Genomic DNA, 24,230 nt, shown 5'->3' with positions numbered 1-24,230 from the left:
CGGGTCAGCGTTCTCGTCGCAATTCAGTGATCGCTGGCCACCAGGTCGCTACCCGAGCCGACAGCCCCAATGCGGCCGGAGCTCTGGAACACGACGCGGCGTGCGATGTCCACAACCTGGTCGGCAAAACGTTCATAGAACCTGCCCAGCAAGGCGACATCGGCGGCCGCCGCCGCTCCGTGCGGCCAGCGACTGTCCAACACGAGGACGAACAACTGGCGGTGCAGATCATTCATCATGTCGTCGTCGGCCAGAATGCGCCGTGCCTGCGCGGCATCGCAGGTTGCGACGGCAGCCTGTACCCTTCGGGCCAGCTCGACAGCGACCTGCGCCATGGCGGTGAAATGGCTGAGGGCGGAGGTGGGCACCGCAGGCTCCGGATGGTGCCTGCGAACAACCTTGGCGACGTTGTTGGCCAGGCCGCCCATTCGATCAGCAGCGGCCGCAATCTGTATCGAGGAAACCACCACGCGCAAGTCCCGGGCCACCGGCGCTTGTAGCGCCAGTAGCGCGAACGCACGGTCGGTCGCCCGGTCCCGCAACCGGTCCAGTCCGTGCAGATCGAGAAGCACTTTCTCGGCCAGGTGCACATCTGTTTCGACGAGAGCCGTGGTGGCGCATTGGATCAGATCGCACGCGATCGCACACATCTCGGCAACCTCAGCGGTCAACCGGTCGAGATCAGCGTGAAACTCGGTACGCATGATGTCCTCCTGCCGTGAGCGGAGTCAGTTACCCGGTCCGGTCAGTTTGAAACGTCCGGGGCGAGAAGGGTCCGGTGGCGGCAGCCCGCGAACTCTCGCTGGACGACATGAGGGAAATTTCGTTGGTGCGATCGACGATCAGCGGAGGTTTCAACCGCCCCCGCCCCGGGCATTGCGGTGGACACTGATGGTCGCCCCGACCACGCACCTATCGAGGGGGCAGGAATGACCGCAGAAGCCTCGACATCCAAGGCGCCTGATCGGCGCCGCTCGGTAACCTTGTTGACGACGGTTGTCGGCGGTGTGCTCGCTGGGCGGTATATCAGCCGACTGCGGCAAAGGTCGATGCGATCATCGGCACCAACGGCCCGGATAGAACACCACGCTGCCGACGGCGGCCCACTCCGCGACACCTCGCAGCCGACCGATGGTCAGGTCGATTCCACGCCGCAGGACGTCACGCCCGTCGACGACCCCGAGGACATCGATGGACCCGATTCGCCGACCGAACTGACCAAGCCGTCGCTGCTCTACGTGCTGCGCAGAACCGCTCGCGAGTTCGCCTCGGACCAGTGCACCGATCTGGCGGCGGCACTGACCTACTACGCGGTGTTGTCGCTGTTTCCCGCGCTGGTCGTGATGGTGTCGCTACTCGGTGTATTTGGCCAGGGCAGACGCACCACCGACGCCGTGCTGCAGCTCGCCGGTGATGTCGGTCCCGGCTCGGCGATCGAAACGCTGCGCAAACCGGTCGAACAGTTGGTGGAATCTCCTTCTGCCGGCCTCGCTTTGGTCGTCGGTGTCCTCGGGGCGCTGTGGTCGGCGTCAGGCTATGTCGGCGCATTCGGCCGCGCAATGAACCGGATCTACGAGATCGACGAGGGTCGACCGGTGTGGAAATTGCGTCCTTTACAGCTGCTGATCACGTTGGCCGGCCTGATCATGGCGGCCGCGGTGGCGTTCATGCTCGCCATCAGCGGACCCGTAGCGTCGGCTCTGGGCAATGCCCTCGGCGTCGGCGGTGCCGCGCTCACCGTGTGGAACATCGCAAAGTGGCCCGTGATACTCGTCTTCGTCGTCCTTGCCGTCGCCACTCTTTACTACGCGACACCAAACATCCGGCAGCCGAAGTTTCGCTGGATCAGCATCGGCGCCGGCCTCGCCATCGTGATCTGGGCGCTCGCCTCTGTGGCGTTCGGCTTCTATGTCGGGCACTTCGGCAGCTACAACAAGACCTATGGCGCGCTCGCGGGGGTGATCGTATTCCTGCTGTGGCTATGGATCACCAATCTGGCCCTGCTCTTCGGCGCTGAACTCGACGCCGAATTGCAGCGGGGCCGCCAACTGCAGGCCGGAATCCCCGCCGAGGTCGAACTGCAGCTACCGCCTCGCGACGACCAAGTGATCAAGAAGAACGAGTTGAAGGATCAACAAGACATCGATCGTGGCCGCAAGCTCCGCAAATCGCGCGGTCGGCAACACTGACGAAACGTCGCGCGCTGTGCCAACGTTTCGGTGGACATGCGGTGGGTAGTCGGGTGCCCGACGACTTCGGAGGGACAGGGTATGAACGTGATGGACACCGCCAAGGAGCGGGCCAAGCACATCGTCGAGACGGTCAGTGAGAAGGTGACCGAGAAAGTCGGAGAGAAGGCCAGCACCGGGTCGCGCAGGCAGGCGATCACCATCGCGCGGCCGCGGCGCGAGGTGATCGCACTGTTCCAGGACACGGAACGCCTGTCGGTGGTGTTCGGCGATGTGGCCGAAGTGCAGCAGGCCGGACCGGAACGCTTGCGGTGGGTATTCGCATTCGGCGGCAACGACAGATTCATCTGGGACTGCGTCGTATCCATGGAAGACGAAGCGCGACTGCGTTTCGCCGACCTCGATCCCGGCAGCGGCGCCGAGATCGTCTTGGACTTCCGCGATGCACCGCAGGAGCGCGGGACCGAAGTGATCGCTCAGGTCAGCAGCCCCGGGCCCGGCGCACTGAGCGGAGCTCTGGCGTTCAAGGCACTGTACCGGGCGCGTGCGCTGCTGCTCACCGGTGAAGTGCCCACCATCAAATACAACCCGAGCGCACGCAACTCGGACCGCTGAGGAAAGAGAACGACATGCGAGCACTGGTGTGGAACGGCGTCAACAACCTTTCCGTCGAAACTGTCGACGACCCACAGATCCTCAACCCCCACGACGTCATCGTCGAGGTGAGGCTGACCACGACGTGCGGATCGGATCTGCATTTCATCGACGGCTACCTTCCCGGGATGCGCGAAGGCGATGTGTTCGGGCACGAATTCATGGGTGAGGTCATCGAAGTGGGCCGCGACGTAACCGAGACCAAGGTCGGCGCCCGCGTCGTCGTGCCCTCGTTCATCGCCTGCAACCACTGCTGGTACTGCGAGCACGACCTCTATTCACTGTGCGACACCACCAATCCGAACGCCGAACTGCAGCGGCCGTTACTGGGCTCGACCACCGCAGGAATCTACGGCTACACCCACCCCTTCGGCGGTTACGCGGGCTCACACGCCAAATACGTGCGAGTGCCATTCGGCGACGTGAACTGCTTCGCGATACCGGATTCCGTCACCGACGAACAAGCCCTGTTCATGTCCGACGCGGTACCGACGGGCTACATGGGCGCCGACTTCTGCGATATCGCCGGCGGCGACACGGTCGCGGTGTGGGGTGCCGGCGCCGTCGGGCTGATGGCCGCGCGCAGCGCCCTGCTCAACGGTGCGGGCCGGGTGATATCCATCGACAGGATTCCCGAACGCCTCGCTCTCGCCGAGCAACTCGGCGCCGAAGTCATCAACTACGCCGAGGTCGACAGCGTGCAGGAGGTGCTGGGAGAAGCGACGGGCGGCCGCGGTCCCGACGCGGTCATCGAAGCCGTCGGCATGGAGGCACACAGCACCGGCGCCCAAGAAGTCTACGACCGCGCCAAGCAACTCCTGCGGATGGAAACCGACCGCGCCGCTCCGCTGCGCGAAGCGATACTGGCCTGCCGGAAGGGCGGAGTCGTCTCGGTGCTGGGAGTCTATGGGGTCACCGACAAATTCCCGATGGGTGTCCTGATGAACAAGGGACTCACGCTGCGCACCGCGCAACAGCACGGCCAGCGCTACATCCCGCAGTTCTTCGACTACGTCGAACAGGGCGACCTCGACCCGTCGATTCTGATCACCCACGACCTGCCCCTCGAAGAGGGCGCGCGTGCCTACGACATGTTCAAGAACAAAACCGACGGCTGTATCCGGGTTGCCTTGCGGCCCTAGCCTTCACGTCGGCGGATACGGCAGGCCGAACTCGTCGGCCAACAGGCTCTGCACGATGATCATCGCCGCCTGCGAACCCGCCGCGACCGCGCCCGCCAGGTGCGGCTGCTGGGCGCAGGTGTCCCCGGCCGCAAACACGCCGCCCGCGCTGGTGCGGTGGATGTCATCGATACCGATCGCGTCGACTGCCAGCGCTCCGGGCGTACATGCCGCCCCGAGCTGCTCGGCAAGCGGTGCGCGCTGGCGCAGCGGAGTTTCGACGAGCAATCCGTCGCGCGCCAGTCGGGTGCCGTCGGCGAAGGCGACGTCAGTCAGTTCGCCGTCGTGACCGATCAATTCGACGATGCGGCGGTCATCGACGATCACGTCGGCCGAGCGCAGGGCGTCGACGTCGGCGTGCGACAGATCGGATCGCCCGTCGGTCAGAGCCACGACGTCGTCACTCCACCCCCGCAGCAGCAGCGCCGCGTGCACGGCCTCCTCACCGGCGGCAAGCACCGCCAGCCGTTTATCGCGCATCTCCCAGCCGTGACAGAACGGGCACTGAAACACCGAGGTGCCCCATAATTCGGGCAGTCCTGGTATCTGCGGCGGACAGTACAGCATGCCGGTCGCGAGCAGCACTCGTCGGGCGCGGATCGATCCACCGTCATCCACCTCGAGAACGAAACCGCTGTCGCAGCGATGGCCACGTCGCACCTGCCCGCGGCGATAGTCGACGCTCGGATACCACGACAACTCCCGTCGGCCGGCGGCATACAACTCCGCCGGCGGGCGCCGGTCATAACCGAGGAAACCTCCGATGACCGGTGACGCGCGGTTGCTCTGCTCTTCGGCGTCGATCACCACCGTTCGCCGACGCGCCCGGCCCAACACCAGCGCGGCACTCAACCCGGCCGCCCCGCCCCCGACGACCACGCAGTCCCACTCTTCAGGCATGACCTTTGATTCCCGGCGTCGTGGCCGTCAAACGTTTCCGTGCCAGCAAAGCGGCATGCATAGAAAAGACCAAAGGGGGGAACACGGCAGCGACACATTTGCACCACAGTCGCCAAGGCCAGGAGAGCAATGCCCGAACCACCCGGTAAAAAGCAGGCATCACCGCTTGTCGGCCACTCGGCCACCTTGACCCGCGGCTCGAACGCCGCGGACATCCAGTCACATTACGATCTGTCCAACGCCTTCTTCGAGCTCTGGCAAGACCCGACTCAGACATACAGCTGCGCTTACTTCGAGCGCGACGACATGACTCTCCACGAAGCGCAGATCGCGAAGATCGATCTGTCACTGGGCAAGCTTGGTCTGCGGCCCGGCATGACACTGCTCGACATCGGCTGCGGCTGGGGCGCCACCATGCTGCGGGCCATCGAGAAATATGACGTCAACGTCGTGGGGCTGACGCTCTCGCACAACCAGAAGGCACACATCGACAGGCTGTTCGCTAGCTCGGACAGCCCTCGCAGCAAAGAAGTGCGCCTGCAGTCCTGGGAGCAGTTCGATGAGCCCGTCGACCGGATCGTGTCGATCGGTGCCTTCGAGCATTTCGGCTTCAAGAAATACGCCGACTACTTCAAGCAGACGTACCACCTGCTACCCGATGACGGCGTGATGCTGCTACACACCATCGTCGTCCCCACTAAAGACGAGGCCACCGAACGCGGGCTGGCGATCACGATGACGAAGTTGCGGTTCATCAAGTTCATCATGGATGAGATCTTTCCCGGCGGTCGGCTGCCGATGGTCGCGCAAGTCATAGACCACGCCAGCGACGCGGGCTTCGACGTGACCCGGGTCCAGCCTTTGCGTCCGCATTATGCCCGCACGCTGGACATCTGGGCCGCGAACCTTCAGGACAACAAGGATGAGGCGATCGCCCTCACCTCCGAAGAGGTCTTCGAGAGATACGTGCGCTATTTGACCGGCTGCGCGGACCTGTTCCGCGAAGGCTATACCGACGTGTGTCAATTCACCTGCACGAAGGCCTGACACGATCAGTGTTCTGCCGCACCGCGGTTGCGCCGCGTCGCTGCGCGCGCCAGCAGGTACAGCACCACGCCGACGGCCAGCAAGACCGCGGCGAACAGCCACACCTTGGCGGTCTGCTGGGTCAGCAACAGCACGCAGGACGCAACGCCGAGTACGGGCACCACTGTCCACACTCGGAAATGGTCGTGTTCAACTGTCTCGCGACGCAGTACCAGTACGGCGACATTGGTCGAAATGAACACGAACAACAGAAGCAGCACAACGGTTTCGGCGAGTGTGGACAGGTTTCCGACCAGAGTGAGCAGCATGGCAACCGCAGTCGTCGCAACGATCGACACCCACGGCGTCCGCCGCTGTGGCAGCACGCTGCTCAGAGCGGCGGGCAGGAGGCCGTGTTCGGCCATACCGTAGGACAGCCGGCTCGACATGATCATGGTAAGCAGCGCGCCATTGGCGACGGCGACGAGTGCGATGGCGCTGAAAACCCAGTCCGGAATCCCGACCCCTGACGCGGAGACGACGGCCAACAACGGACCAGACGACTCGGACAGCTCGCTCGGCGACAAAGCAGTGGCGCTGGCAACTCCCACCAGAACGTAGACGATGCCCGCGGTGATGAGTGCACCGAAGAGTGCCACCGGGTAGACCCTGCTCGGCTCGCGGATCTCCTCGGCGACGTTCGCCGATGTCTCGAAGCCGACAAACGAGTAGTAAGCGACGATCGCCCCGCTGAGGATCGCGAACGCGGGCACCGCACCGTCGGGGAACTGGCCGACGCGGCTGACATCGCCGCCGCCATGGCCGAGCATCACCGCGACCGTGACGATCACAATCAGCAGCCCGCTCAGTTCGATGATGGTCATCACCACATTGCTTTTCACCGATTCACTGATCCCGCGGGCGTTGAGACATGCCACCAGAGCAAGGAACCCGACGGCTGCTGGGACGGCCGGGACGTCGATGAATGTGGCCAGGTAGTCGCCGGCGAAGGCCAACGCCAGTCCAGCGGCGCTGGTCACTCCGGCGGCCAGCATGCAGAAGCCGACCAGGAACGACACCACCGGTTGCCGAAAGGCCCGCTCGGCGAAGACCGCGGCACCGCCCGCCCTGGGGTACTTGGTGACCAGTTCGGCGTACGACCCCGCAGTGAGCAGGGCGAGCAGCAGCGCCGCCAGGAGCGGTGCCCACAGCACCCCTCCGACGTCCTGCGCCAAGACGCCCACCAACGCGTAGATGCCCGCCCCGAGCACGTCGCCGAGAATGAACAGGAACAGCAGCGGGCCGGTGATCTTACGTTTGAGTTTGGTGTCGGCCTGCTCGTCGTCCTTTGCGGTGCGTGCTCTCATCTCCGATGTCATGTACCCCTCCTGCGGTCCGCGCGCGTGGTCGCTCCCGGCCCACGGCATACCCCCTGAGCCGCTGTGCATGCCTGCCCTCCGGCAAACTGACCCTATGGAGACTGTCGAGCACGCGCCCGGCCGGCTGGCCGATCTCTTCGGTGACTCAACGCGATCCACGGCACTGGTGTGGCACGGCAGGCAGTCCGACGACCGCGCTGTGATCCGGCCTCTCGCCGAGCGGCTGGCTCGTCGCGGTATCGCGCCGTGGTGCCCGACTGGAACTCGCGCGCCGCCGACGGCGGGCGACGGGACCTGTTGACGTCGGCGTGTTTCGCGGTGGAACGAAACGAGAATCCCGATGGTCTCATTCATACTGCTGCACGGCGTGATGGTTGACGTGGTCCCCGCGACCACAAGCAGGGCGTTCGCCGCCCGCCTGCAGCAGATCGGCTGGCCGGTCGAGATCGCTGAACTGGCCACAGATCACGCCGCGATTGCCGGGGCCCGATACGATCCGACCACCGACCGTTACTCAGCGGCGGAGGACCCTCGAACACAGCTCGTAACACGCGATGTCGCCGACCGTATCTGCAGTCACCGCACGCTGACACCCGCAGTCCGGTTCGAGATCAGCATGCACGCGACGCCGACGCCACTTCGATTGGCCACGCAGGAAAACGCCGGCGATGCGCGCCGGCGCTCCCCCCGCTTCAGTGGATTTGCGGATCTGGCGGATTGTCGGCAGCCCTTCCCGACACGGCGTCGCGAGCGTGATCAAGCACTGCGGTGGCTGCGCCCATCGACTTGAGTACCGCAGGATTCGGCGGCGTATCAGGGTGAGGCCGGGTCGGCGCGATTTTCTTTGCCGCCTCGAGCTTTTCGCCGAGCTTCATCAACTCTTCATCGGTGACCGCCGCCTGGAATAGCGGCCACACCACGTCCTGCTCGTAGGCGATGTGCTCGCGTCCGGCCTTGACGAACTGCCGTAGTGCCTCCTGGTAGTCAGGCTCACCAGGTTCACCGTCTTCGAGTCGCTGCAGAAGCTTTTTCCCCTCCTGCTCCTGCTCGATTGCGTTGTCGGCCAACGCATCACCATCCTCGAGGGCGTCGCGTACCGCCGGCCAGAATATCTGTTCCTCAATCGCCTCGTGTTGCGACTCCGCGATGATCAGGTTGGTCACCATTGTGCTCAAGCCGCTGCTCTCCGCACCGGGTCCAGCGGGCGCGTCGTTGAGCACTTCCAGCATGCCCAGCACGCTCTTGTGATCTTGACGGAGGAACGTCAAAGCGTCCATAGTTGCGTCCTTTCCACTGTCACGACACTCAGGGAGTCGCGCGGTGTTGTTCGTGGGTGAAAGGCTTATCACCGTCCACCGCCGGCGAACCCTCTGGATTGATCTCTGCGCCGGTGTTCGCGCGCAACGACGTGCCCAGCCATTGCTGTTCGGGCTTCTCGACGTACTCCCATTCGACGCCTTCGGGCCACGGGCCCTGGCCTTCGTTCCACGGGCCGCGGACCGATTGACCGTTGCCGTCGCTCATGTTGAACGCGACGTTCTGGAAGCGCGGGTCTCCGGGAAGCTGGCCGGGCGGGAAGTTGACCGGAAGCTCGTTGAGCGCGGCGGTGAATTGCTGATAATGCGCGACCTCGCGGGTCATCAGAAAGGTCAACGTGTCCTGCACACCTGGATCGTCGGTGAGTTGCTTCAGGTACTCGTAGACTATCTTCGCCCGCGATTCCGCGGCGAGATTACTGCGCAGGTCCACCGTCGGGTCTCCGTTGGCGTCGATGAACGCGCCGGTCCAGTTGTTGCCGGCAGAGTCTTTGACGTCGGGCCCGCCACCGCTCAACACCAAGAACAAGGGACTTACCGCAACCTGGTGGATCGCCTGCTCGCGGCCGTCGCGGCTGGCCACTGCGGGCATCCAATCGCACCGCTGAGTTGCGACCTTCAGGTCATCGTTGAGGCCGTCGAGGAGCATGGTGATCATCGAGCCCACCATCTCCAGGTGGCTGAGCTCCTCGGTCGCGATGTCCATGAAGAGGTCGTACATTTTCGGGTTCTTCTCCCGCAGCACGAACGCCTGGGTGAAGTACTGCAATGCGGCGGTGAGTTCGCCGTTGGCGCCGCCGAACTGCTCCATCAGCACCGTAGCGAAACGCGGGTCGGGTTCGGTCACCCGCACCTCGAATTGAAGATCTTTATTGTGAGTGAACATGAGGCTCCTCGGCTTGTAATGGGATCGCAATCCGGGGGCTGTAGATCGCAGATCCGGGTCATGTACCCGAGGCAGGAGGGGCCAAACTGGGTGTTCAAGATCATGAAATCGATACTGCTAGAGAGCCTTGATCAGAGAGCACGAATCCCTTTGCAGCGTGCCAAATCTGCCGCCGAGCAGTTGCCGGCCTGGATCGCCTGAGGGTGTGCGCCGGCCTGGTCCTCCACCGGGTTCAGCCATTGCCGCCTCCGCTGCCACCCGCCGCGGGCGGCCCGCCAAGGCCACCGCCACCGCCGTCACTCCCGGCAATCCCGCTATCCCGGGCCTCCACTCGTAGTGTCGCCTGTGCCGGATCCACCGGCGGTTCCCCATTCCGCAGAACCCGAGTTGGCGGCGCCACCGGATGAAGCGCCGTTGATGGTGGACGAGCCGCACAAACGGCGACGACTTGGTGTCGGGCGCCGGACTTTCGCTCCCGCGGCTCAACATGGAGCCAGCGATCTACTGCACAATTTCCGCCGACTCGCTGAGCTGATGCGCAAACTGGGTGAGGGCAACGGAAGACACTGCTGTCAACGGACTTGACCACGGCATTCCGGTCGAACACCGACCCGAATTGGTTGTCCGCCCGAAATACCGCTGAGGTCCGTTCGCGACACCCGAACCCCATTCGGCCGGCACTTTCGAGCCATCTGGCGCGCGGTGAGGACGGGGCCGAACGGAAATTCGTTGTTGAGCAAAAACCGGTTTCTCCCAGCGCGGTTAACATGAGCCGTCGGGGGTAACGCCCCTGCATGTTCGCTCATCGCCGCGACCACGAATGTGGCGCCCATACCAGGGGCACGGTTCCACCCGTCGACGATGGCCTCGTTGGGGCGACGTCTCTGGCCGGCGTGTGCGCCGGGGCCAGCGGGGACGTGGCGTTCGCCGGGCTGCGCCGACGTTTGGTGCCGTTGCCGGTGCGATGGAGGACCAAGAGCGGTCGATGGCCACAGGTATGACCGCCGGGGGGGACGGTGCAGCGTGGGTCGCGGCGCGATTGCTGGCTGCGGTGAACGGTCGGCGCGGTGTGAAGTCGGCCGATGACTTGTGCAGGGCGTGCGTTGATTTGATCGGTGTGGATGCCGCGGCAATCTCGTTCGTTTTTGGTGGAGTGGCCAGCGCGACGCTGGGAGTAAGCGAACCGCGGGCGCGGGCATATGACGAATTGCAGTTCACCATGGGTGAGGGGCCGTGTCTCGACTCCGTCTCGTCCCGCGCCCCGGTACTGGTCACCGACCTGGCACATCCCGAGGAGATGCGCTGGCCGGCGTACGGGCCGGCGATGCTCGCTCACAAGATCCGAGGCGTCTATGCGATGCCCGTCCTGATGGCCGGCGGATATTTGGGCGCACTGGATCTGTTCAGCTACCGCCCGGACACACTGGACACCGATCAGCTGGCTGGGGCGTAGGTGGCCGCCGACCTGGCCGCGCTGCCGATGCTGGATCTGTTCAGCTCGGATATGACAGCCGCCATCGATGATCCCGACAGTGACGCCTGGCAGGAGTTGTATGTGTTGACGCGGGCAGAGGTCAGCCAAGCCACCGGGATCTTGATGGCGCAGTTGGACATCGGTCCGGCCGAGGCGTTGGTGCGGCTGCGCGCCCACGCCTACGCCACGGACACCAGTGCCACCGAGGTGGCTCGCGCGATCGTAGAGCAACGGCTGTATCTGACGAAGGATCGATGAGGTGCACGGAATGAAGGCGTCTGGCCGACGGTCACCGCCAGTGCCGTGAACAGAACGGAGCCTGAGGTGACCGAGACAACCCGCGAGACGCGCATACTGCAGTCCGTAGTGGCGGTGGTCGACAACTTACTCGACGACTTCGATGTGGTGGATCTGCTGACCGGGGTGACCGAGCGGTGCGCCGAGCTGCTGGACGTGACCTCCGCGGGCGTGTTGCTGGCCGACCCCCACCGCCAGCTGCACCTGATGGCCGCGACGTCGGAGGAGAGCCGCGATCTGGAGCTACTGCAGCTGCAGGCGCAGGAAGGGCCATGCCTGGACAGCTACACCAGCGGCACTCCGGTCTCGGTAGCGGAACTCAGCGATGCCGAGGCGCGCTGGCCCCGGTTCGTGGCGGCGGCCAGCGAGGCAGGGCTCGCCTCGGTGCATGCCGTGCCGATGCGCGCGGGCGGATTGGTGCTCGGTGCCGTGGGGTTGTTCCGGTCCGAGCCCGGAGATCTCGACGACGCTGATCTGCTACTCGGTCAGACGTTGGCCCATATCGCGTGTGTGGCGATCCTGCAGGAACATGCTCCCACTCCGATGTCCGTGTGGCCACGCCTGCAACGTGCGTTGGCCAGCCGCGTCGTCGTCGAACAAGCCAAGGGATTTGTCCACGAACGCCTTGATGTGCCGGTGCCCGCAGCCTTCGCGTTGCTGCGCGGATACGCCTTTGAACAGGGTGACCATTTGACCGCGGTGGCCCGCCGCCTGATCAACGAGCCCGCGGCCCGGCCGGCAATGCTCGACATGATGTCCCGAATCTCGCTGACCTGACCTCAGACGCAGCGGCGGCGCGCTGGTTCACCGCGTGGTCAAGGACATCACTGTCCGGGTAAGCCGCCTACGTGGCCAACCGCGGGCGCCATCGCCGGCGAGCGCGGCTCTTGCAGCGTTGCGGCCGCACACGCCGTGGACGCCACCGCCTGGTGTGGCGCCGGCACTGCCGAGATAAACGTTCTCGACGGGTGTCTCGGCCCGCCCGAACCCGGGGGCGGGCCGGAAGATCAGCTGTTGGTGAAGCTGTGACGTCCCACCGTTGACCGCGCCAGTGTGCAGGTTCGCGTCGCCGGCTTCGAGATCGGACGGACGCTGGATTGTCTTACCGATCACCTTTCCTCCGAAGCCGGGAGCGTATTTCTCGAGCACCACATCGACCGCCGCCGACAGTTGGTCGGCGGAAGCGTCGTCAGCCACTCCCCGCGGGAGATGCGTATAAGCCCATGCGCTTTCGGTGCCGATCGGCGATCGACTCGGATCGGCGGTGGACATCTGGCCGAAAAGCATGAACGGATGTAGCGGAACCGTGGCGGTGTTCAGGTCGGCCATCCACCGAATCAGACCATCGTGGTCCGCCCCGACGTGGACCGTACCCACCTCGTTCAGGCTCTTGGACCGCCACGGTATCGGAGAGTCGAGTGCGTAGTTGATCTTCAAGACGGGTGTATCCCAGATGAAGTGCTTGAGTTCACGAACAACTGCATCCGGAACCGCATGCGAGGCCAGCAGATGGCCGTACAACCTGGGCGCGGAGGTATCGGCGATCACCGCGCGACGGATCCGGACGTTCGACCCCTCAGTCGTCCGAACTGCCACGGCGCGGCCGCCGCTGACTTCGATCGCGTCGACCTCGCGATCACACTCGATGCGGGCACCCGCGGCGCGCGCCCGATTCACCAGCGCCTCCGTCAGCTGCCCTGCCCCGCCCACGGGCACTGGCCATCCCCCGTCCTGGGCCATCATGATCAACAGGTAGCCCATCACCCCGCTTCCCGGTGCATCGATGGGCACATCGGCATGCATCGCGTTGCCCAGCAACAGCAATCGCGCCGCCTCACCCTCAAATAATCGCTGCGCCATGACCCCGGCGGGCAGCAGCATCAAATGGGCCAGCCGCAGCGCCTCGGCCGAACCGAGCGCCCGCAGCAGTTGTACCGGACCACGCACCGGCGGGAAAGGTGCGAACAAAGTCGCCAACAGCGCGTCCTTGATGCTCAGCCATTGGTCGAACAATGCACGCCACCGAGCCCCTTCGCCGCGATCGCGACGCTCGAGATCATCCGCGGTACGGTCGATCTCACGGTGAATGACCGGTGCGTCGTCATCCTCGGCGGAGCGTGGATGTCCGACGACTGCGGGCGCATGCGTCCATTGCAGCCCGTGATCCTCCAGATGCAGTTCCCGCAATGCCGGTGATGCGACAGATAAGGGATAAAACGCGCTGTAGAGATCGCTGACGTAGCCGGGGAAGAGTTCAGCGCTCTTCACCGCCCCACCGGGTTCGGACTGCGCTTCGAGTACTAACACGTCCCAGCCGGCGTCCGCCAACATCGCCGCGGCGACCAACCCGTTGTGGCCGGCCCCGATCACCACCGCATCGGCACTCTGGCTCACTTCGGTTCTGCCCGCCGTTCCGCGAGGGCGGCCAACCGCATCAGGCATTCACGATTCCTGGGATAGGCCGCGGCCAGCGCCAGTCGACGTGGCACCAAGTTGAGCGGACCGCCAACTGGCACTTCGGCCATCGTGACGCAACAGCCAAGCTCACTATCCTTCAGCCGCAATGTTATTCGAGCAGCACCGAAGGGTCGACTCTTGGCGAGAAGAACGAGTTCCTCCGGCGGCGTCGAGGACTCGACCTCGGTCTCGTCATTCAGCACGACCGGCCATATCCCGATGGTGTGGTGGATAGTGGCGCCCGGGGCGGGCCAGCGAGGGTCGACGGCGCGCATGCGGGTGTTGCCAACCACCCACTGCGAATACGTCCAACCGTCAGCGATGACGTTCCACACCTGTTGCCGCGTCGCCGCGATATCACGTTCTACGGTGAGCCTGCTGTCGACTGCCGCTGGTTCCGCCATTCCGAATTCCTTTCAACAACTTCCGATGCGGGTCACGATCAACCGGTTGGCCGCCGACTTCACGGCGTCGGGCAGGAACCAGGTCGTGACTCCCATGGCTTTCGAGAACAGAGATGCAGCAAGGACCCTGCGGTCACCATTCATCAACGCGTCATAGCCCTGTCGTGCAACGCGGGCCGGGTCGTCTTTCGGCATCTGTCCGAGCACGGTATCCGACATTCCTGCCCGACGGAAGAAGTCGGTCGCGGTCGGACCCGGCATCAAAGATGTGACCGTCACACCGCTATCACGCATCTCGTCGTGAAGCCCCTCGGCGAAGGATTGAACGAACGACTTCGACGCGTTGTACATGCTTTGGTTCCACCCGGGCATACCCGCAACGATCGATGACGTGAACAACACCTTGCCGCTCCCGTGACGGGCCATATCCACCAGCACGAGCTTGGCCAACTGCACGGTCGAGCGCACGTTGAGGTCGATGATGCCGAGGTCGTCGTCCAGGTCACCCTCGATGAACGGCCCCGCACGTCCTCTGCCGGCGTTCAGAGCGGCCGCAGCAATGCGTCCACCGTCGGTTGCGGCGCGGTACAGGCGCTCAACATCTCCGGTTTTGCGCAGGTCAACTTGGACGGCGCACACCTCGACCCCGCTTGCACGCAGCTTCTCGGCAGAATCCTCGATGCTGTCCTCATCGGCGGCCACGACCAAGTTGTACCCATCACCGGCGAACAACTTCGCCAGTTCGAATCCGATCCCGCTCGAGGCGCCCGTCACCAACGCGAGATCCCCTGCCATGTCCGCGGGCTACCCGACTGCGGCGCCGCCAAACGCCAACAGCCACGCCAGCTGTCACCTCGACTCTCTGGAGGGTGACGGCGGTTCCGCCGAGCCTCGGTGCAGCAGCACTGAGCAGTGGTTTCCCCAACCACCACCCGGGTATTCAGCCGTGAGCGCCCGCCACGACGGCGAGGCTCGAGGAGATGCAGAGATGAGCAGTCAAGAACAAGCACAGTCAGATGATGCGCAGCACGAACGATTCGACAACCCAGATGCGGGCAGCGGTGTGCGCGACACAGGAACGGACGCTCCGGAACACGGCCGCGCGGACCGCCCGGTCGGCACCGTGGACGAAGACGTCAACCCACCGCTCAGCGACCCGACGAAGTCGGAGGTCTACGGCGGGACGGGCGAGTTGCCCCCGCAGGACACCGGCGCCGCAATCCCGCCGTACGAGGGCAGAGCGCGAAGCGCAAGCAGCGCAGCATCCAGCACCGAGGGATCTGGCGGTGCGAACGTGGGCGGCGCGACAGGGCCCGTTACGGATCCCGATTACAAATCGGAGAGCCCGGCAGCAACGAGAGGTGGCGCGACCACGTCTCCGGCCGACGAGCAACCGGCCTCGCAGACTTCAGAGTCCGACCGTGATGACGACAGAGTCGGACCTGGGCACACTCCCGGCACAGGGCGCGGCGAGTCGAAGAACTGAAGCCAGTGTGGGCGCCGGGTGCGCCCGATGATGGCCGCGATCACCAATCAGCGACCATTAACTCCCTGCACTGCAGCATGTTTCGTCATCGCCAATGCCGGACTTTCATCGACAGTGATTGACGCCGGCCGGCGGGGTCGACGGTGCTCTGCTGTCAACCCTTAACCGATTCGGGCTTTCGGTTCCGCGCACGCAACAAGCTGTCCGCGTGTGAGGACACAACCGACGGGTATCCGGCCGACTAGAGGAGCTCGCCATGAGGATCGATCGCGTCGCCGAGCCGTGGGGCAGCCGGACGCCGTACAGTCGCGGTGGGGGGTGGCCACGGCGAGTCGACACATATCTGGAGCCGGGACTGCACCCGAATGACGTCGACCGATGGGTGCAGTCCGCGGCGGTATTGCACTCCAACGGCGACGGGCTGGACATTGCCGTCAAAGACGGCCGCATCGCCGGCGTACGCGGCCGCGGCGTGGACCGCATCAATCACGGCCGACTCGACCCCAAGGACCTCTTCGGCTGGCAGGCCAACGCCTCAACCGACCGGCTGACCGCTCCGTTTGTGCGCCGCGGCGGCAAGCTTGTCGAGACTGACTGGGACACCGCGATGGAGCGCATCGTGTCACACAGCAAGCAGTTGCTGAGCGACCGCGGGCCCAGCGCCATCGGCTTCTACACCTCCGGCCAGCTGTTCATCGAGGAGTACTACACCCAGGGCGTCATCGCACACGGGGCGATCGGCACCAACCACGTCGACGGCAACACGCGACTGTGCACCGCCACCGCCGCCGAAGCGCTCAAGCAGTCATTCGGGTGCGACGGCCAGCCTGGGTCCTACACCGACGTCGACCACGCCGATGCGATCGCGCTGTACGGACACAACGTCGCCGAGACGCAGACAGTGCTGTGGATGCGCATGCTCGACCGGCTGGCCGGGCCCAACCCCCCTGCGCTCCTGTGTGTGGACCCGCGCCCAACGCCGGTGGCCCGGCACGCCACCCTGCATCTGGCGCCCTTGCCCGGAACCAACGTCGCCCTGATGAACGGGCTGCTTCATGAGATCCTCGCGCACGACTGGGTGGACCACGATTACGTCGAACGCCACACCGTGGGTTACGAGGAACTGCACGAGCGCGTGGCGGATTTCGCGCCCGGGCGGGTGGCCGAGATCTGCCGAATCGACGCAGGAGACCTCCGCCGCGCGGCCGAGCTGCTGGGCACCGCCGACCGGCTGCTGTCGACGGTGCTGCAGGGCTTCTACCAGTCCCACCAGGCCACCGCCGCAGCCGTCCAGGTCAACAACGTCCACCTGGTGCGCGGCATGCTCGGCCGGCCCGGCTGCGGGGTCCTGCAGATGAACGGCCAGCCCACCGCCGAGAACACGCGTGAATGCGGCGCCGACGGCGATCTCGCAGGTTTTCGCAACTGGGCCAACGACTCCCACGTCGAGGAACTGGCCCGACTGTGGAACGTCGACCCTATGCAGATCCCGCACTACGGGCCACCCACCCATTGCATGCAGATGTTGCGCTACGCCGAGGAAGGCAGCCTCCGCATGCTGTGGGTCACCGCGACCAACCCCGCGGTGTCACTGCCCGAACTCTCCCGCATCCGGCGCATCCTGTCCCAGGACCGGCTGTTCCTCGTGGTGCAAGACATCTTCCCAACCGAAACCACCGAACTCGCCGACGTGGTGCTGCCCGCCGCGGCGTGGGGCGAGAAGACGGGGACCTTCACCAACGCCGACCGCACCGTCCACATCTCGGACAAAGCCATCGACCCGCCCGGTCAGGCTCGCGCCGATCTCGACATCTTCCTCGACTACGCACGCCGCATGGACTTCCGCGACCAAGACGGCCGGCCCCTTCCGCCGTGGACCGCCCCGGAGGAAGTATTCGAGGCATGGAAGGCGTGCAGCGCCGGACGCCCCTGCGACTACACGGCATTGAGCTATGAGAAGTTGCGGGGCGGCAGCGGCATCCAATGGCCCTGCAACGCCGACCATCCCGATGGCGCCGAACGGCTCTACGCCGACGGCCGGTTCTGGGCACAAGCAGACTATTGCGAGACCTACGGCAAGGACCTCATTACCGGGGCGCCGCTGGAGCCGACCGAGTACCGCGCGATGAACCCCCATGGCAAGGCAATCATCAAGGCCGCCGAGTACGTCGCACCGCACGAAAGACCCTCCGCGGACTTCCCGCTCGTCCTCATCACCGGGCGCACGCTCTACCAATTCCACACGCGCACCAAAACCGGCCGGGCGGCACAGCTGCGGGCAGCGGCACCGCAGGTGTGGGTCGAGCTCTCCGGCGGCGATGCGCGACGAGCCGGCATCACGGAGGGTGACCTGGTGGAGATCCGCACGCCGCGCGGGGAAGTGACCGCTGCAGCACGGATCACGGGCATCCGAGCCGGCGTGGTGTTCCTACCGTTCCACTACGGCTACTGGGACACGGAATCCGCCGGGCGTCACCGCGCCGCCAACGTGTTGACGCCCACCGACTGGGACCCGGTGTCCAAGCAACCGATCTTCAAAACAGCCGCCGCGGCAGTGCGTCGGGTCACGACGGGCCACGGGCCCGCGCCTGCGCCGACCACGGCTGCGTCCGCCCCGCTGGACGACGGAATTCCGGCGACCGCCGGAGGCGCGCAGGCCGACGTCGACGAAGAGTGCGTTTCGCGAGGCCAGCCATGAGCAAGCTCGCGCTGGCGATCGCCGAATTGCAACGAAGCGAACGCCGCCTCGCGCACAACCTCCGCGCCCTCGCCGCCCGGCACCACAGCGATCACGACATCAGCCACCTGGCGAGCGACCTGGCCGGCTGGTCCGACGAGCACGTCGCGGCGCTGAGCGACCACCGTACCCGCCGCGTCCTGCGACTACCCGCCCATCCACGGCGGTTTGTGTTGAGCGGCCGACTCCAGGAGCGGCTCAGCGACTTGCTGCGCCACCGACAGCAGCCGAGCCTGTTGCTGCTCGCCGATCTCCGTCGCGTCCACCGCGTCGCTGCCGGGGTTTCGCTGGACTGGGAACTCCTCGCCCAGGCCGCACAGGCCACCAAGGATGGTGAACTGCTCGCGGTGACGTCGCGCTGTCGTCTTCAGACGCTGCGCCAGATGCGCTGGGCGAACGCCATGCTCAAGGAATTGTCACCGCAGGTACTCGCTGACTGACCGTCTGAAAAGCGGCCCGACGCAGCATCCGCGATCGCCCCGGCGGGCCGAGATGAACGGGTGAAGGTCGCTCACTTGGTGAAACCGGCGCACAAAGATGTGGTGAAAGCCGTCAAATGAGCTTGCTTCGTCACGGGGCCGGGTATTGCAGGAGTGCCTGCGAACTCAAGGAGCAACTCATGAGCACCACCACCGCATCAGTCGACGTGAACCGCCCGATCGACGTGGTCTACAACCAGTGGACCCAATTCGAGTCGTTTCCAGAATTCATGGAAGGGGTCGAACGCATCGACCAACGCGACGACACCCATCTGCACTGGGTGATCAAAGTCGGTGGAGTGACCCGCGAATTCGACGCCACTGTCACCGAGCAGCACCCCGAGGAACGGGTGGCCTGGAAGTCCGACAGCGGCCCCGATCACGCCGGGGTGGTCACCTTCCACCGTCTCGACGACGACAAGACCCGGGTCACCACGCAGTTGGATGTGGACCCGGAAGGCTTCATCGAGAACGTCGCCGACAAATTGGGAATCCTCAAGGCCCGAGTGAGCGGTGACCTGGAGCGGTTCAAGAAGTTCATCGAAAGCCGGTCAGCAGAAACCGGAGGGTGGCGCGGCGACGTCTCACGCCCCGACGCCTGACCGGTGACTCGTAAGTGCCGCGAAGGGGCCCGCCCGACACGCTGACGGATTCGCCGCCGGGTCTACGCGTCGCCGGGCCTGCAGATCGGACCGGACGGGCGGGTTCTTCACCAGCTGGGAACAAGACATGCTCCCGCAACTGCAGCAGCGGTGACAAGCCCGCCTCAGTCACGCTGCCGCGGTGAGCATCTGAGCGCCTTAGACGCCGATTGCTCGTTCAATATCTTTCAGCGATGTCTCCAGGTGGCCGAGCAGCCGCTGCAGATGCGGGACGCTACGGCGGCATCCGACCAGACCGAAGTCGAGATTGTCGGCGTTGTTGGTCACCGTGATGTTGACGGCCTGGCCGTCGAGAGTGATGGACAACGGGTAGTTGCCGTCCAGCCGGGCACCGCGCCAATAGTGCGGCTCCCGACTGCCCGCGGACACGTTGGAGATGACGATGTTGAACGGCGGCGACGCGGAGGCGAGATACCCGGGGATGAGGCCGAACACGAGTCCGCCGATGTTGAACGCCGATAAGGCCAGTTGCTGCACCTGCGGCAGTTCGTGGAAGACCCCCTTGGTGTCACGAATCGAGGTACTGATGATCTCGAGCCGCTCGGCGGCGTCCTCGACGTCGGTCGCCAGATTGCACAGAAATGTGCCCACCATGTTGCCGCCCCGATCGTCGTCATCCTGGCGAAGATTCACGGGCACCATTGCGATCAACGGGTCGCCCGGCAACGCGTTGTGCTCGAGCAGGTAAGCACGAAGCGCACCCGCCGACATCGCGAGCACCACATCATTGACCGTCACCCCGGCCGCCGACTTGACGGCTTTGATCCGGTCCAGGGACCAGGATTGTGCGGCCACCCGCCGAGCGCCGCCGATTCGCACGTTGAACATCGTTCGTGGCGCGCGGAACGGCAGCGTCAACTGCTGCTCGAGCAGTGCCGCGCGTGCCAGCTTGACGGTGGACGGCCCCAACGATGCCACCGAGCCGACCGTGTTACCGAGCTGAGCCACCAACGATGGCCGCCGCCGACTTTCCGGGCGCTTGCGAGGGCCGAGGCTCCACGGCACGCGGACTTCTTCGTCGGCGGGGTCAGTAGAGAAGGCGCGTTGCGTCAGCCGCAGCGCCGACACCCCGTCCATGAGCGAGTGGTGGAACTTCGTGTAGACGGCGTATCGCCCGTCGTGCAGGCCCTCGATAAGGTGTACTTCCCACAGCGGCCGATAACGGTCGAGCAGGGTGCCGTGCAGCCGGGACACCAGCTCGAGCAGGTCGCGGACCCTCCCTGGCCTGGGCAACGCGGAAAGTCGCAGGTGATAGTCGAGCTCGACGTCTTTGTCGAACGACCATGCAACGTTGGTGAGGCCACCAAAGAACGCGGGACGCTTTCGATAAGTCGGCTGCACATCCGTGCAGCCGAGCATGGCCTCGTAGGAGTCGCGCGCGAATTCCGGTCCCGCACCACCGGGCGGGTCGAACACCTGCAGCGACCCCACGTGCATGGGATGTTCGCGGGACTCCCCGAGCAGGAACAGCGCGTCCGTTGGCGATATCGGCTCCACGATGACCTCGATTCTTCCGGCAACGCGGCCATCTGGAATGGCTACCAGGCGGGTATCCAGAGTCGGCGGTTGTCACACGTCTCCGAGGATTGACGACTACTTCGCTCGCCGCCGTACCAGCTTCCGAATCCGCGCGCACGAAGTTGTGCCGGAATCGAGCGCCACCGTGGCCGCGTAATCCCCGGCTGCGTGGGTACTTGCCCGCGTAATGCGTCCGCGGGCAGAGACCGAGGTACCGAAATGACTTCAGTGGCGAACACCGACCGCCGCACGGCCGGCGCTGCGTCGCTGAAGCTCCCCGGCATCATCCTGGGAGTCGGATTGGGCGGCTTCCTCGACGGCATCCTGCTGCACCAGCTCCTGCAATGGCACCACATGCTCACCAGTGCGGGCACGTCACGTCTGCACGTGACGGCATACCCCGACGACACCGTGCACGGGCTGAAGATCAACACACTGTGGGACGGCCTGTTCCACACGTTCACCTGGCTGTCCGTGCTGGTCGGGCTGGCGATCCTCTACTCGCGGATCACTCACTCGCGGGGCAAGGTATGGACCACCCGCGCGCTGTGGGGATGGGTGCTGGCCGGCTGGGGCCTGTTCAATCTCGTCGAAGGAGTCACCGATCACCAGCTCCTGGGAATCCACCACATCAAAACCGGTCCATATCAAACACTCTGGGACATGGGCTTCCTCGCCCTCGGGCTCGTCCTGCTGGTCGGCGGCTGGTTGTCGCAACGCACCGCAACGCTCGACGCTGCGACCGACCACGAACAAGCGACGCCGTGACGACCCTCGCCCACGGTTCGGTGGGCCACCAAGAAACCGAAACACTCGTATCCTTTGGTGCCATCGTTACCCTCGCCGGCGTTGCACTGGTTTACGCCGCGCTGGCCGCGTTACGAGGCCATGAACCGCGCGGCTGGAACCAGTGGAATGTTCGCCCCACTTGCGCTCGTCCTGGCCGCGCCGGTCACGCTCATCCTCAGATCGGTGTCGTCGCGAACCGGCAAATCGATCGTGCATGCATTGCGGTCACCGCCGGCACGCATACTGACCAACCCGCTGCTGCTTCTGGTCGCGAATCTCGGTGGCCTGGCGTTGCTGTACTTCACGCGGTCGTACACGGTCACCACCACGAACCTCGCACTGCACGAGTTGGTTCACATCCACTTCTTCGCCACCGGGTACCTGTTCGTGTGGATGGTCGCAGGCCCCGACCCCGGCCCCGACCGTCCGACCGTGCCCATCCGGATCGTCGTGCTGGGCGTCGCCGTGCTGGGCCACTCGGCCATCGCCCAACTCGTCTACGCCGGTCTGTTCGTTCGCATACCGGTCTCCGCCGACCAACTCCGCGATGCAGGGACGCTGATGTACTACTGGGGAGACATCGCCGAAATCCTGCTCGCGTTGGCCATACTGCTCACGTGGCGACCACCAACGCATCGAGCACGTGCCTACGGTTGTCATGTCAGTGAGCCGCGCGTCGCACGTCGCACCGAGACCACCTGCGGCTGAGGGCAATTCGACAGGCTCAATCCTGATACGCAGCGAGTCAACGCGGTGGCACGTTGGCCCGGGAGTCGAACATGTGTTCTAATATGCTGTCAGCGCCGGCCCGCTCACTGCGGGCGATATTCACTAGGAGATCGCCGCAACGATGACTGTAGACACTCTGCCAGCACAGGCACCGTCCACCGACTTCGACACTCCCGACGTCGTGGTTTCTTCTGTCGAGAGCACCTCGCCTGAGGGGGCGCCGGTGTCCAACGAGCCGGCCGCCCCCGCTTCCGCCGAGGAGAAGCCGAGGAAAGCTCCCGCCAAGAAGGTGGCCGGCAAAAAGAGCAAAACTCTCGAGCTGACCCTCACTGTCACCGGTACTGCCGACGGCGAATGGCGCGCCGAGCTCAAGCAGGGCACCACCTATCTGGCCCGCAACCTCGCGGTCGCGGCCGCCGCCGTCTCCCGCGCGGCAAAGGAATTGCACGAGGACCTCTACACCCCGATCGACGAGGTCATCGAAGAGGCGCGCTCCCAGCAGGCCGCCAAGGTCGCCGCTCTGGAAGCCGAACTGGAAGCCGCCCGCAAGACGCTTGCCGACCTGGACTGAGATCCTGAACCAATCGTCGCCCCCCTGGCTGATAACGCCGACCACAGATCAGGTGAACAAACCGCTGTAGGCGTTGAGGGCAGGCTGTCCGCCGAGATGTGCGTAGAGCACGTTGGACTCGTTACCGATCGTGCCGTCGCTGACCAGATCGATGACAGCAGCCATCGACTTTCCCTCGTAGACGGGGTCGATGATCATGCCCTCCAGCCGGGCGGTCAACCGGATCGCGTCCACCGTGGACTGGACGGGAATTCCATAGAGGTCACCCGCCCATCCTTCGAGAACGACGATCTCGTCGTCGCGGAGATCACGGCCGAGGCCGATCAGGTCGGCGGTATGGCGGGCGATACGGGCGACCTGCGCGCGCGTCTTGTCGATGGTCGCCGACGCGTCGATACCCAGGACGCGACGCGGACGGTTCTGTCTGGCGAAGCCCGCGATCATGCCGGCGTGGGTCGACCCGGTGACCGCACACACGACGATCGTGTCGAAGAAGACGCCGAGCTCGGCTTCCTGCCGCTCCACTTCGTCGGCCCAGTTCGCGAAACCAAGTCCGCCGAGCGGATGTTCGGACGCGCCCGCCGGGATCGGATACGGCGTGCCACCGGAATCTCTCACCTCTTGCAGCGCATCCTCCCATGACGAGCGGATGCCAATGTCGAAGCCCGCAGGGTCGAGTCGGACATCCGCCCCCATGATGCGCGACAGGAGGATGTTTCCCACCTTGTCGTTCCCCGGGTCCGGCCAGTCGACCCACTTCTCCTGCACTAGTCGGGCTTTGAGGCCCAGTTTGGCGGCGACGGCAGCGACTTGCCGGGTGTGGTTGCTCTGGTAGCCGCCGATGGACACCAAGGTGTCCGCGCCCTGCGCGAGAACGTCGGGGACTATGTACTCGAGTTTGCGTGTCTTATTGCCACCGAATGCCAACCCAGAGTTGCAATCCTCCCGTTTGGCCCAGATGCGCGCGCCACCAAGGTGCCCGGTCAGGCGGTCCAATGGATGGATCGGGCTCGGTCCGAATGTCAGTGGGTAGCGCTGAAAATCCTCAACCGGCATAGCGATCCTCTCTGGCTGGCGGTATGCAATATATCGCAAG

Annotated in this window: 23 protein-coding genes and 1 pseudogene; 14 read left to right on the top strand and 10 right to left on the bottom strand. The window is 64.9% G+C overall.

What is annotated here, in order from left to right:
- Positions 1-23 precede the first annotated feature (23 nt).
- Positions 24-704 carry a phosphate signaling complex protein PhoU gene (gene phoU / locus ACVWWN_RS11700; protein ID WP_457144042.1) on the bottom strand — a complete coding sequence of 227 codons (681 nt, stop codon included), beginning with the start codon at positions 702-704 and terminating at the stop codon, positions 24-26.
- A 225-nt stretch (positions 705-929) separates the two neighbouring features.
- Here phoU and ACVWWN_RS11695 point away from each other — a divergent pair, with 225 nt between their 5' ends.
- The 3 genes from ACVWWN_RS11695 to ACVWWN_RS11685 all read left to right on the top strand — a co-directional run bounded on the left by ACVWWN_RS11695 (position 930) and on the right by ACVWWN_RS11685 (position 3,985).
- Positions 930-2,189: a YihY/virulence factor BrkB family protein gene (locus ACVWWN_RS11695; protein ID WP_457144041.1), complete on the top strand. Its 1,260-nt coding sequence runs from the start codon at positions 930-932 to the stop codon at positions 2,187-2,189.
- A gap of 81 nt (positions 2,190-2,270) precedes the next feature.
- Entirely contained in the window at positions 2,271-2,804 is a 534-nt protein-coding gene (locus ACVWWN_RS11690; protein WP_457144040.1) for a hypothetical protein, read from the top strand.
- 14 nt (positions 2,805-2,818) lie between these two features.
- Positions 2,819-3,985, top strand: a complete 1,167-nt coding sequence (locus ACVWWN_RS11685) for a zinc-dependent alcohol dehydrogenase (protein WP_457144039.1) — start codon at positions 2,819-2,821, stop codon at positions 3,983-3,985.
- 3 nt (positions 3,986-3,988) lie between these two features.
- On the opposite strand, the gene ACVWWN_RS11680 is transcribed toward ACVWWN_RS11685, so the two are convergent.
- Positions 3,989-4,924, bottom strand: coding sequence for an NAD(P)/FAD-dependent oxidoreductase (locus ACVWWN_RS11680; protein ID WP_457144038.1), 936 nt, complete (start codon positions 4,922-4,924; stop codon positions 3,989-3,991).
- A 129-nt stretch (positions 4,925-5,053) separates the two neighbouring features.
- On the opposite strand from ACVWWN_RS11680, the gene ACVWWN_RS11675 reads away from it, so the two are divergent.
- Positions 5,054-5,971, top strand: a complete 918-nt coding sequence (locus tag ACVWWN_RS11675; protein WP_457144037.1) for a cyclopropane mycolic acid synthase family methyltransferase — start codon at positions 5,054-5,056, stop codon at positions 5,969-5,971.
- A gap of 5 nt (positions 5,972-5,976) precedes the next feature.
- Here ACVWWN_RS11675 and ACVWWN_RS11670 read toward each other — a convergent pair whose 3' ends face one another.
- Entirely contained in the window at positions 5,977-7,329 is a 1,353-nt protein-coding gene (locus ACVWWN_RS11670; RefSeq protein WP_457144036.1) for an APC family permease, read from the bottom strand.
- A 94-nt stretch (positions 7,330-7,423) separates the two neighbouring features.
- On the opposite strand from ACVWWN_RS11670, the gene ACVWWN_RS11665 reads away from it, so the two are divergent.
- On the top strand, positions 7,424-7,630 hold the full coding sequence (locus ACVWWN_RS11665) for a hypothetical protein (RefSeq protein WP_457144035.1): 207 nt from the start codon (positions 7,424-7,426) through the stop codon (positions 7,628-7,630).
- 391 nt (positions 7,631-8,021) lie between these two features.
- Here ACVWWN_RS11665 and ACVWWN_RS11660 read toward each other — a convergent pair whose 3' ends face one another.
- Positions 8,022-8,606 (bottom strand): hemerythrin domain-containing protein, encoded by a 585-nt coding sequence (locus ACVWWN_RS11660; RefSeq protein ID WP_457144034.1) that lies wholly within the window; start codon positions 8,604-8,606, stop codon positions 8,022-8,024.
- A 28-nt stretch (positions 8,607-8,634) separates the two neighbouring features.
- Positions 8,635-9,531, bottom strand: coding sequence for a manganese catalase family protein (locus tag ACVWWN_RS11655; RefSeq protein ID WP_457144033.1), 897 nt, complete (start codon positions 9,529-9,531; stop codon positions 8,635-8,637).
- A 997-nt stretch (positions 9,532-10,528) separates the two neighbouring features.
- Between ACVWWN_RS11655 and ACVWWN_RS11650 the strand changes: the two are divergent.
- Together ACVWWN_RS11650 and ACVWWN_RS11645 are read left to right on the top strand one after the other, a co-directional pair.
- Positions 10,529-11,263: pseudogene (locus tag ACVWWN_RS11650) on the top strand (GAF and ANTAR domain-containing protein).
- A gap of 66 nt (positions 11,264-11,329) precedes the next feature.
- Positions 11,330-12,079, top strand: coding sequence for a GAF and ANTAR domain-containing protein (locus ACVWWN_RS11645; protein ID WP_457144032.1), 750 nt, complete (start codon positions 11,330-11,332; stop codon positions 12,077-12,079).
- A 27-nt stretch (positions 12,080-12,106) separates the two neighbouring features.
- Here ACVWWN_RS11645 and ACVWWN_RS11640 read toward each other — a convergent pair whose 3' ends face one another.
- The 3 genes from ACVWWN_RS11640 to ACVWWN_RS11630 are packed head-to-tail and all read right to left on the bottom strand — an operon-like array spanning position 12,107 to position 14,958.
- A complete protein-coding gene (locus ACVWWN_RS11640) occupies positions 12,107-13,744 on the bottom strand; it encodes a phytoene desaturase family protein (protein ID WP_457144031.1) in 1,638 nt (545 codons plus the stop codon).
- Entirely contained in the window at positions 13,693-14,163 is a 471-nt protein-coding gene (locus tag ACVWWN_RS11635; protein ID WP_457144030.1) for an SRPBCC family protein, read from the bottom strand. The genes ACVWWN_RS11640 and ACVWWN_RS11635 overlap by 52 nt, the downstream gene beginning before the upstream one ends.
- Positions 14,164-14,175: 12 nt before the next feature.
- A complete protein-coding gene (locus tag ACVWWN_RS11630; protein WP_457144029.1) occupies positions 14,176-14,958 on the bottom strand; it encodes an SDR family NAD(P)-dependent oxidoreductase in 783 nt (260 codons plus the stop codon).
- A 193-nt stretch (positions 14,959-15,151) separates the two neighbouring features.
- Between ACVWWN_RS11630 and ACVWWN_RS11625 the strand changes: the two genes are divergently transcribed.
- The 4 genes from ACVWWN_RS11625 (at position 15,152) to ACVWWN_RS11610 (ending at position 19,467) form a co-directional block, all read left to right on the top strand.
- On the top strand, positions 15,152-15,649 hold the full coding sequence (locus tag ACVWWN_RS11625; protein ID WP_457144028.1) for a hypothetical protein: 498 nt from the start codon (positions 15,152-15,154) through the stop codon (positions 15,647-15,649).
- 256 nt (positions 15,650-15,905) lie between these two features.
- Positions 15,906-18,347 (top strand): molybdopterin oxidoreductase family protein, encoded by a 2,442-nt coding sequence (locus ACVWWN_RS11620; protein ID WP_457144027.1) that lies wholly within the window; start codon positions 15,906-15,908, stop codon positions 18,345-18,347.
- Positions 18,344-18,826 carry a hypothetical protein gene (locus ACVWWN_RS11615; protein ID WP_457144026.1) on the top strand — a complete coding sequence of 161 codons (483 nt, stop codon included), beginning with the start codon at positions 18,344-18,346 and terminating at the stop codon, positions 18,824-18,826. Before ACVWWN_RS11620 ends, ACVWWN_RS11615 begins: the two co-directional genes overlap by 4 nt.
- A 179-nt stretch (positions 18,827-19,005) precedes the next feature.
- The gene (locus ACVWWN_RS11610; protein ID WP_457144025.1) at positions 19,006-19,467 is read left to right on the top strand and encodes an SRPBCC family protein; all 462 of its coding nucleotides are present in this window, start codon (positions 19,006-19,008) and stop codon (positions 19,465-19,467) included.
- A gap of 198 nt (positions 19,468-19,665) precedes the next feature.
- Here ACVWWN_RS11610 and ACVWWN_RS11605 read toward each other — a convergent pair whose 3' ends face one another.
- Entirely contained in the window at positions 19,666-21,024 is a 1,359-nt protein-coding gene (locus ACVWWN_RS11605; RefSeq protein ID WP_457144024.1) for a WS/DGAT/MGAT family O-acyltransferase, read from the bottom strand.
- 240 nt (positions 21,025-21,264) lie between these two features.
- Here ACVWWN_RS11605 and ACVWWN_RS11600 point away from each other — a divergent pair, with 240 nt between their 5' ends.
- From ACVWWN_RS11600 to ACVWWN_RS11590, 3 genes are all read left to right on the top strand, one after another.
- The gene (locus ACVWWN_RS11600; protein ID WP_457144023.1) at positions 21,265-21,813 is read left to right on the top strand and encodes a DUF2243 domain-containing protein; all 549 of its coding nucleotides are present in this window, start codon (positions 21,265-21,267) and stop codon (positions 21,811-21,813) included.
- A gap of 147 nt (positions 21,814-21,960) precedes the next feature.
- Positions 21,961-22,542 (top strand): cytochrome c oxidase assembly protein, encoded by a 582-nt coding sequence (locus tag ACVWWN_RS11595; protein ID WP_457144022.1) that lies wholly within the window; start codon positions 21,961-21,963, stop codon positions 22,540-22,542.
- Between the two features lie 142 nt (positions 22,543-22,684).
- Positions 22,685-23,134 carry a DUF6319 family protein gene (locus ACVWWN_RS11590; RefSeq protein ID WP_457144021.1) on the top strand — a complete coding sequence of 150 codons (450 nt, stop codon included), beginning with the start codon at positions 22,685-22,687 and terminating at the stop codon, positions 23,132-23,134.
- 48 nt (positions 23,135-23,182) lie between these two features.
- Here the strand turns inward: ACVWWN_RS11590 and ACVWWN_RS11585 are convergent, their stop codons facing one another.
- On the bottom strand, positions 23,183-24,190 hold the full coding sequence (locus ACVWWN_RS11585; RefSeq protein WP_457144020.1) for a 1-aminocyclopropane-1-carboxylate deaminase: 1,008 nt from the start codon (positions 24,188-24,190) through the stop codon (positions 23,183-23,185).
- Positions 24,191-24,230: the final 40 nt, after the last annotated feature.

Source organism: Mycobacterium sp. URHB0021, assembly GCF_054057895.1.
Note: the sequence above shows the minus strand (reverse complement) of the source record. Positions and strands in the feature narration are given on the sequence as shown.

What these genes read in the sequence shown, in the direction of transcription:
- phoU (WP_457144042.1), bottom strand. Translation starts at nt 704, where the DNA reads ATGCGTACCGAGTTTCACGCTGATCTCGACCGGTTGACCGCTGAGGTT.
- ACVWWN_RS11695 (WP_457144041.1), top strand. Translation starts at nt 930, where the DNA reads ATGACCGCAGAAGCCTCGACATCCAAGGCGCCTGATCGGCGCCGCTCG.
- ACVWWN_RS11690 (WP_457144040.1), top strand. Translation starts at nt 2,271, where the DNA reads ATGAACGTGATGGACACCGCCAAGGAGCGGGCCAAGCACATCGTCGAG.
- ACVWWN_RS11685 (WP_457144039.1), top strand. Translation starts at nt 2,819, where the DNA reads ATGCGAGCACTGGTGTGGAACGGCGTCAACAACCTTTCCGTCGAAACT.
- ACVWWN_RS11680 (WP_457144038.1), bottom strand. Translation starts at nt 4,924, where the DNA reads ATGCCTGAAGAGTGGGACTGCGTGGTCGTCGGGGGCGGGGCGGCCGGG.
- ACVWWN_RS11675 (WP_457144037.1), top strand. Translation starts at nt 5,054, where the DNA reads ATGCCCGAACCACCCGGTAAAAAGCAGGCATCACCGCTTGTCGGCCAC.
- ACVWWN_RS11670 (WP_457144036.1), bottom strand. Translation starts at nt 7,329, where the DNA reads ATGACATCGGAGATGAGAGCACGCACCGCAAAGGACGACGAGCAGGCC.
- ACVWWN_RS11665 (WP_457144035.1), top strand. Translation starts at nt 7,424, where the DNA reads ATGGAGACTGTCGAGCACGCGCCCGGCCGGCTGGCCGATCTCTTCGGT.
- ACVWWN_RS11660 (WP_457144034.1), bottom strand. Translation starts at nt 8,606, where the DNA reads ATGGACGCTTTGACGTTCCTCCGTCAAGATCACAAGAGCGTGCTGGGC.
- ACVWWN_RS11655 (WP_457144033.1), bottom strand. Translation starts at nt 9,531, where the DNA reads ATGTTCACTCACAATAAAGATCTTCAATTCGAGGTGCGGGTGACCGAA.
- ACVWWN_RS11640 (WP_457144031.1), bottom strand. Translation starts at nt 13,744, where the DNA reads ATGCCTGATGCGGTTGGCCGCCCTCGCGGAACGGCGGGCAGAACCGAA.
- ACVWWN_RS11635 (WP_457144030.1), bottom strand. Translation starts at nt 14,163, where the DNA reads ATGGCGGAACCAGCGGCAGTCGACAGCAGGCTCACCGTAGAACGTGAT.
- ACVWWN_RS11630 (WP_457144029.1), bottom strand. Translation starts at nt 14,958, where the DNA reads ATGGCAGGGGATCTCGCGTTGGTGACGGGCGCCTCGAGCGGGATCGGA.
- ACVWWN_RS11625 (WP_457144028.1), top strand. Translation starts at nt 15,152, where the DNA reads ATGAGCAGTCAAGAACAAGCACAGTCAGATGATGCGCAGCACGAACGA.
- ACVWWN_RS11620 (WP_457144027.1), top strand. Translation starts at nt 15,906, where the DNA reads ATGAGGATCGATCGCGTCGCCGAGCCGTGGGGCAGCCGGACGCCGTAC.
- ACVWWN_RS11615 (WP_457144026.1), top strand. Translation starts at nt 18,344, where the DNA reads ATGAGCAAGCTCGCGCTGGCGATCGCCGAATTGCAACGAAGCGAACGC.
- ACVWWN_RS11610 (WP_457144025.1), top strand. Translation starts at nt 19,006, where the DNA reads ATGAGCACCACCACCGCATCAGTCGACGTGAACCGCCCGATCGACGTG.
- ACVWWN_RS11600 (WP_457144023.1), top strand. Translation starts at nt 21,265, where the DNA reads ATGACTTCAGTGGCGAACACCGACCGCCGCACGGCCGGCGCTGCGTCG.
- ACVWWN_RS11595 (WP_457144022.1), top strand. Translation starts at nt 21,961, where the DNA reads ATGTTCGCCCCACTTGCGCTCGTCCTGGCCGCGCCGGTCACGCTCATC.
- ACVWWN_RS11590 (WP_457144021.1), top strand. Translation starts at nt 22,685, where the DNA reads ATGACTGTAGACACTCTGCCAGCACAGGCACCGTCCACCGACTTCGAC.
- ACVWWN_RS11585 (WP_457144020.1), bottom strand. Translation starts at nt 24,190, where the DNA reads ATGCCGGTTGAGGATTTTCAGCGCTACCCACTGACATTCGGACCGAGC.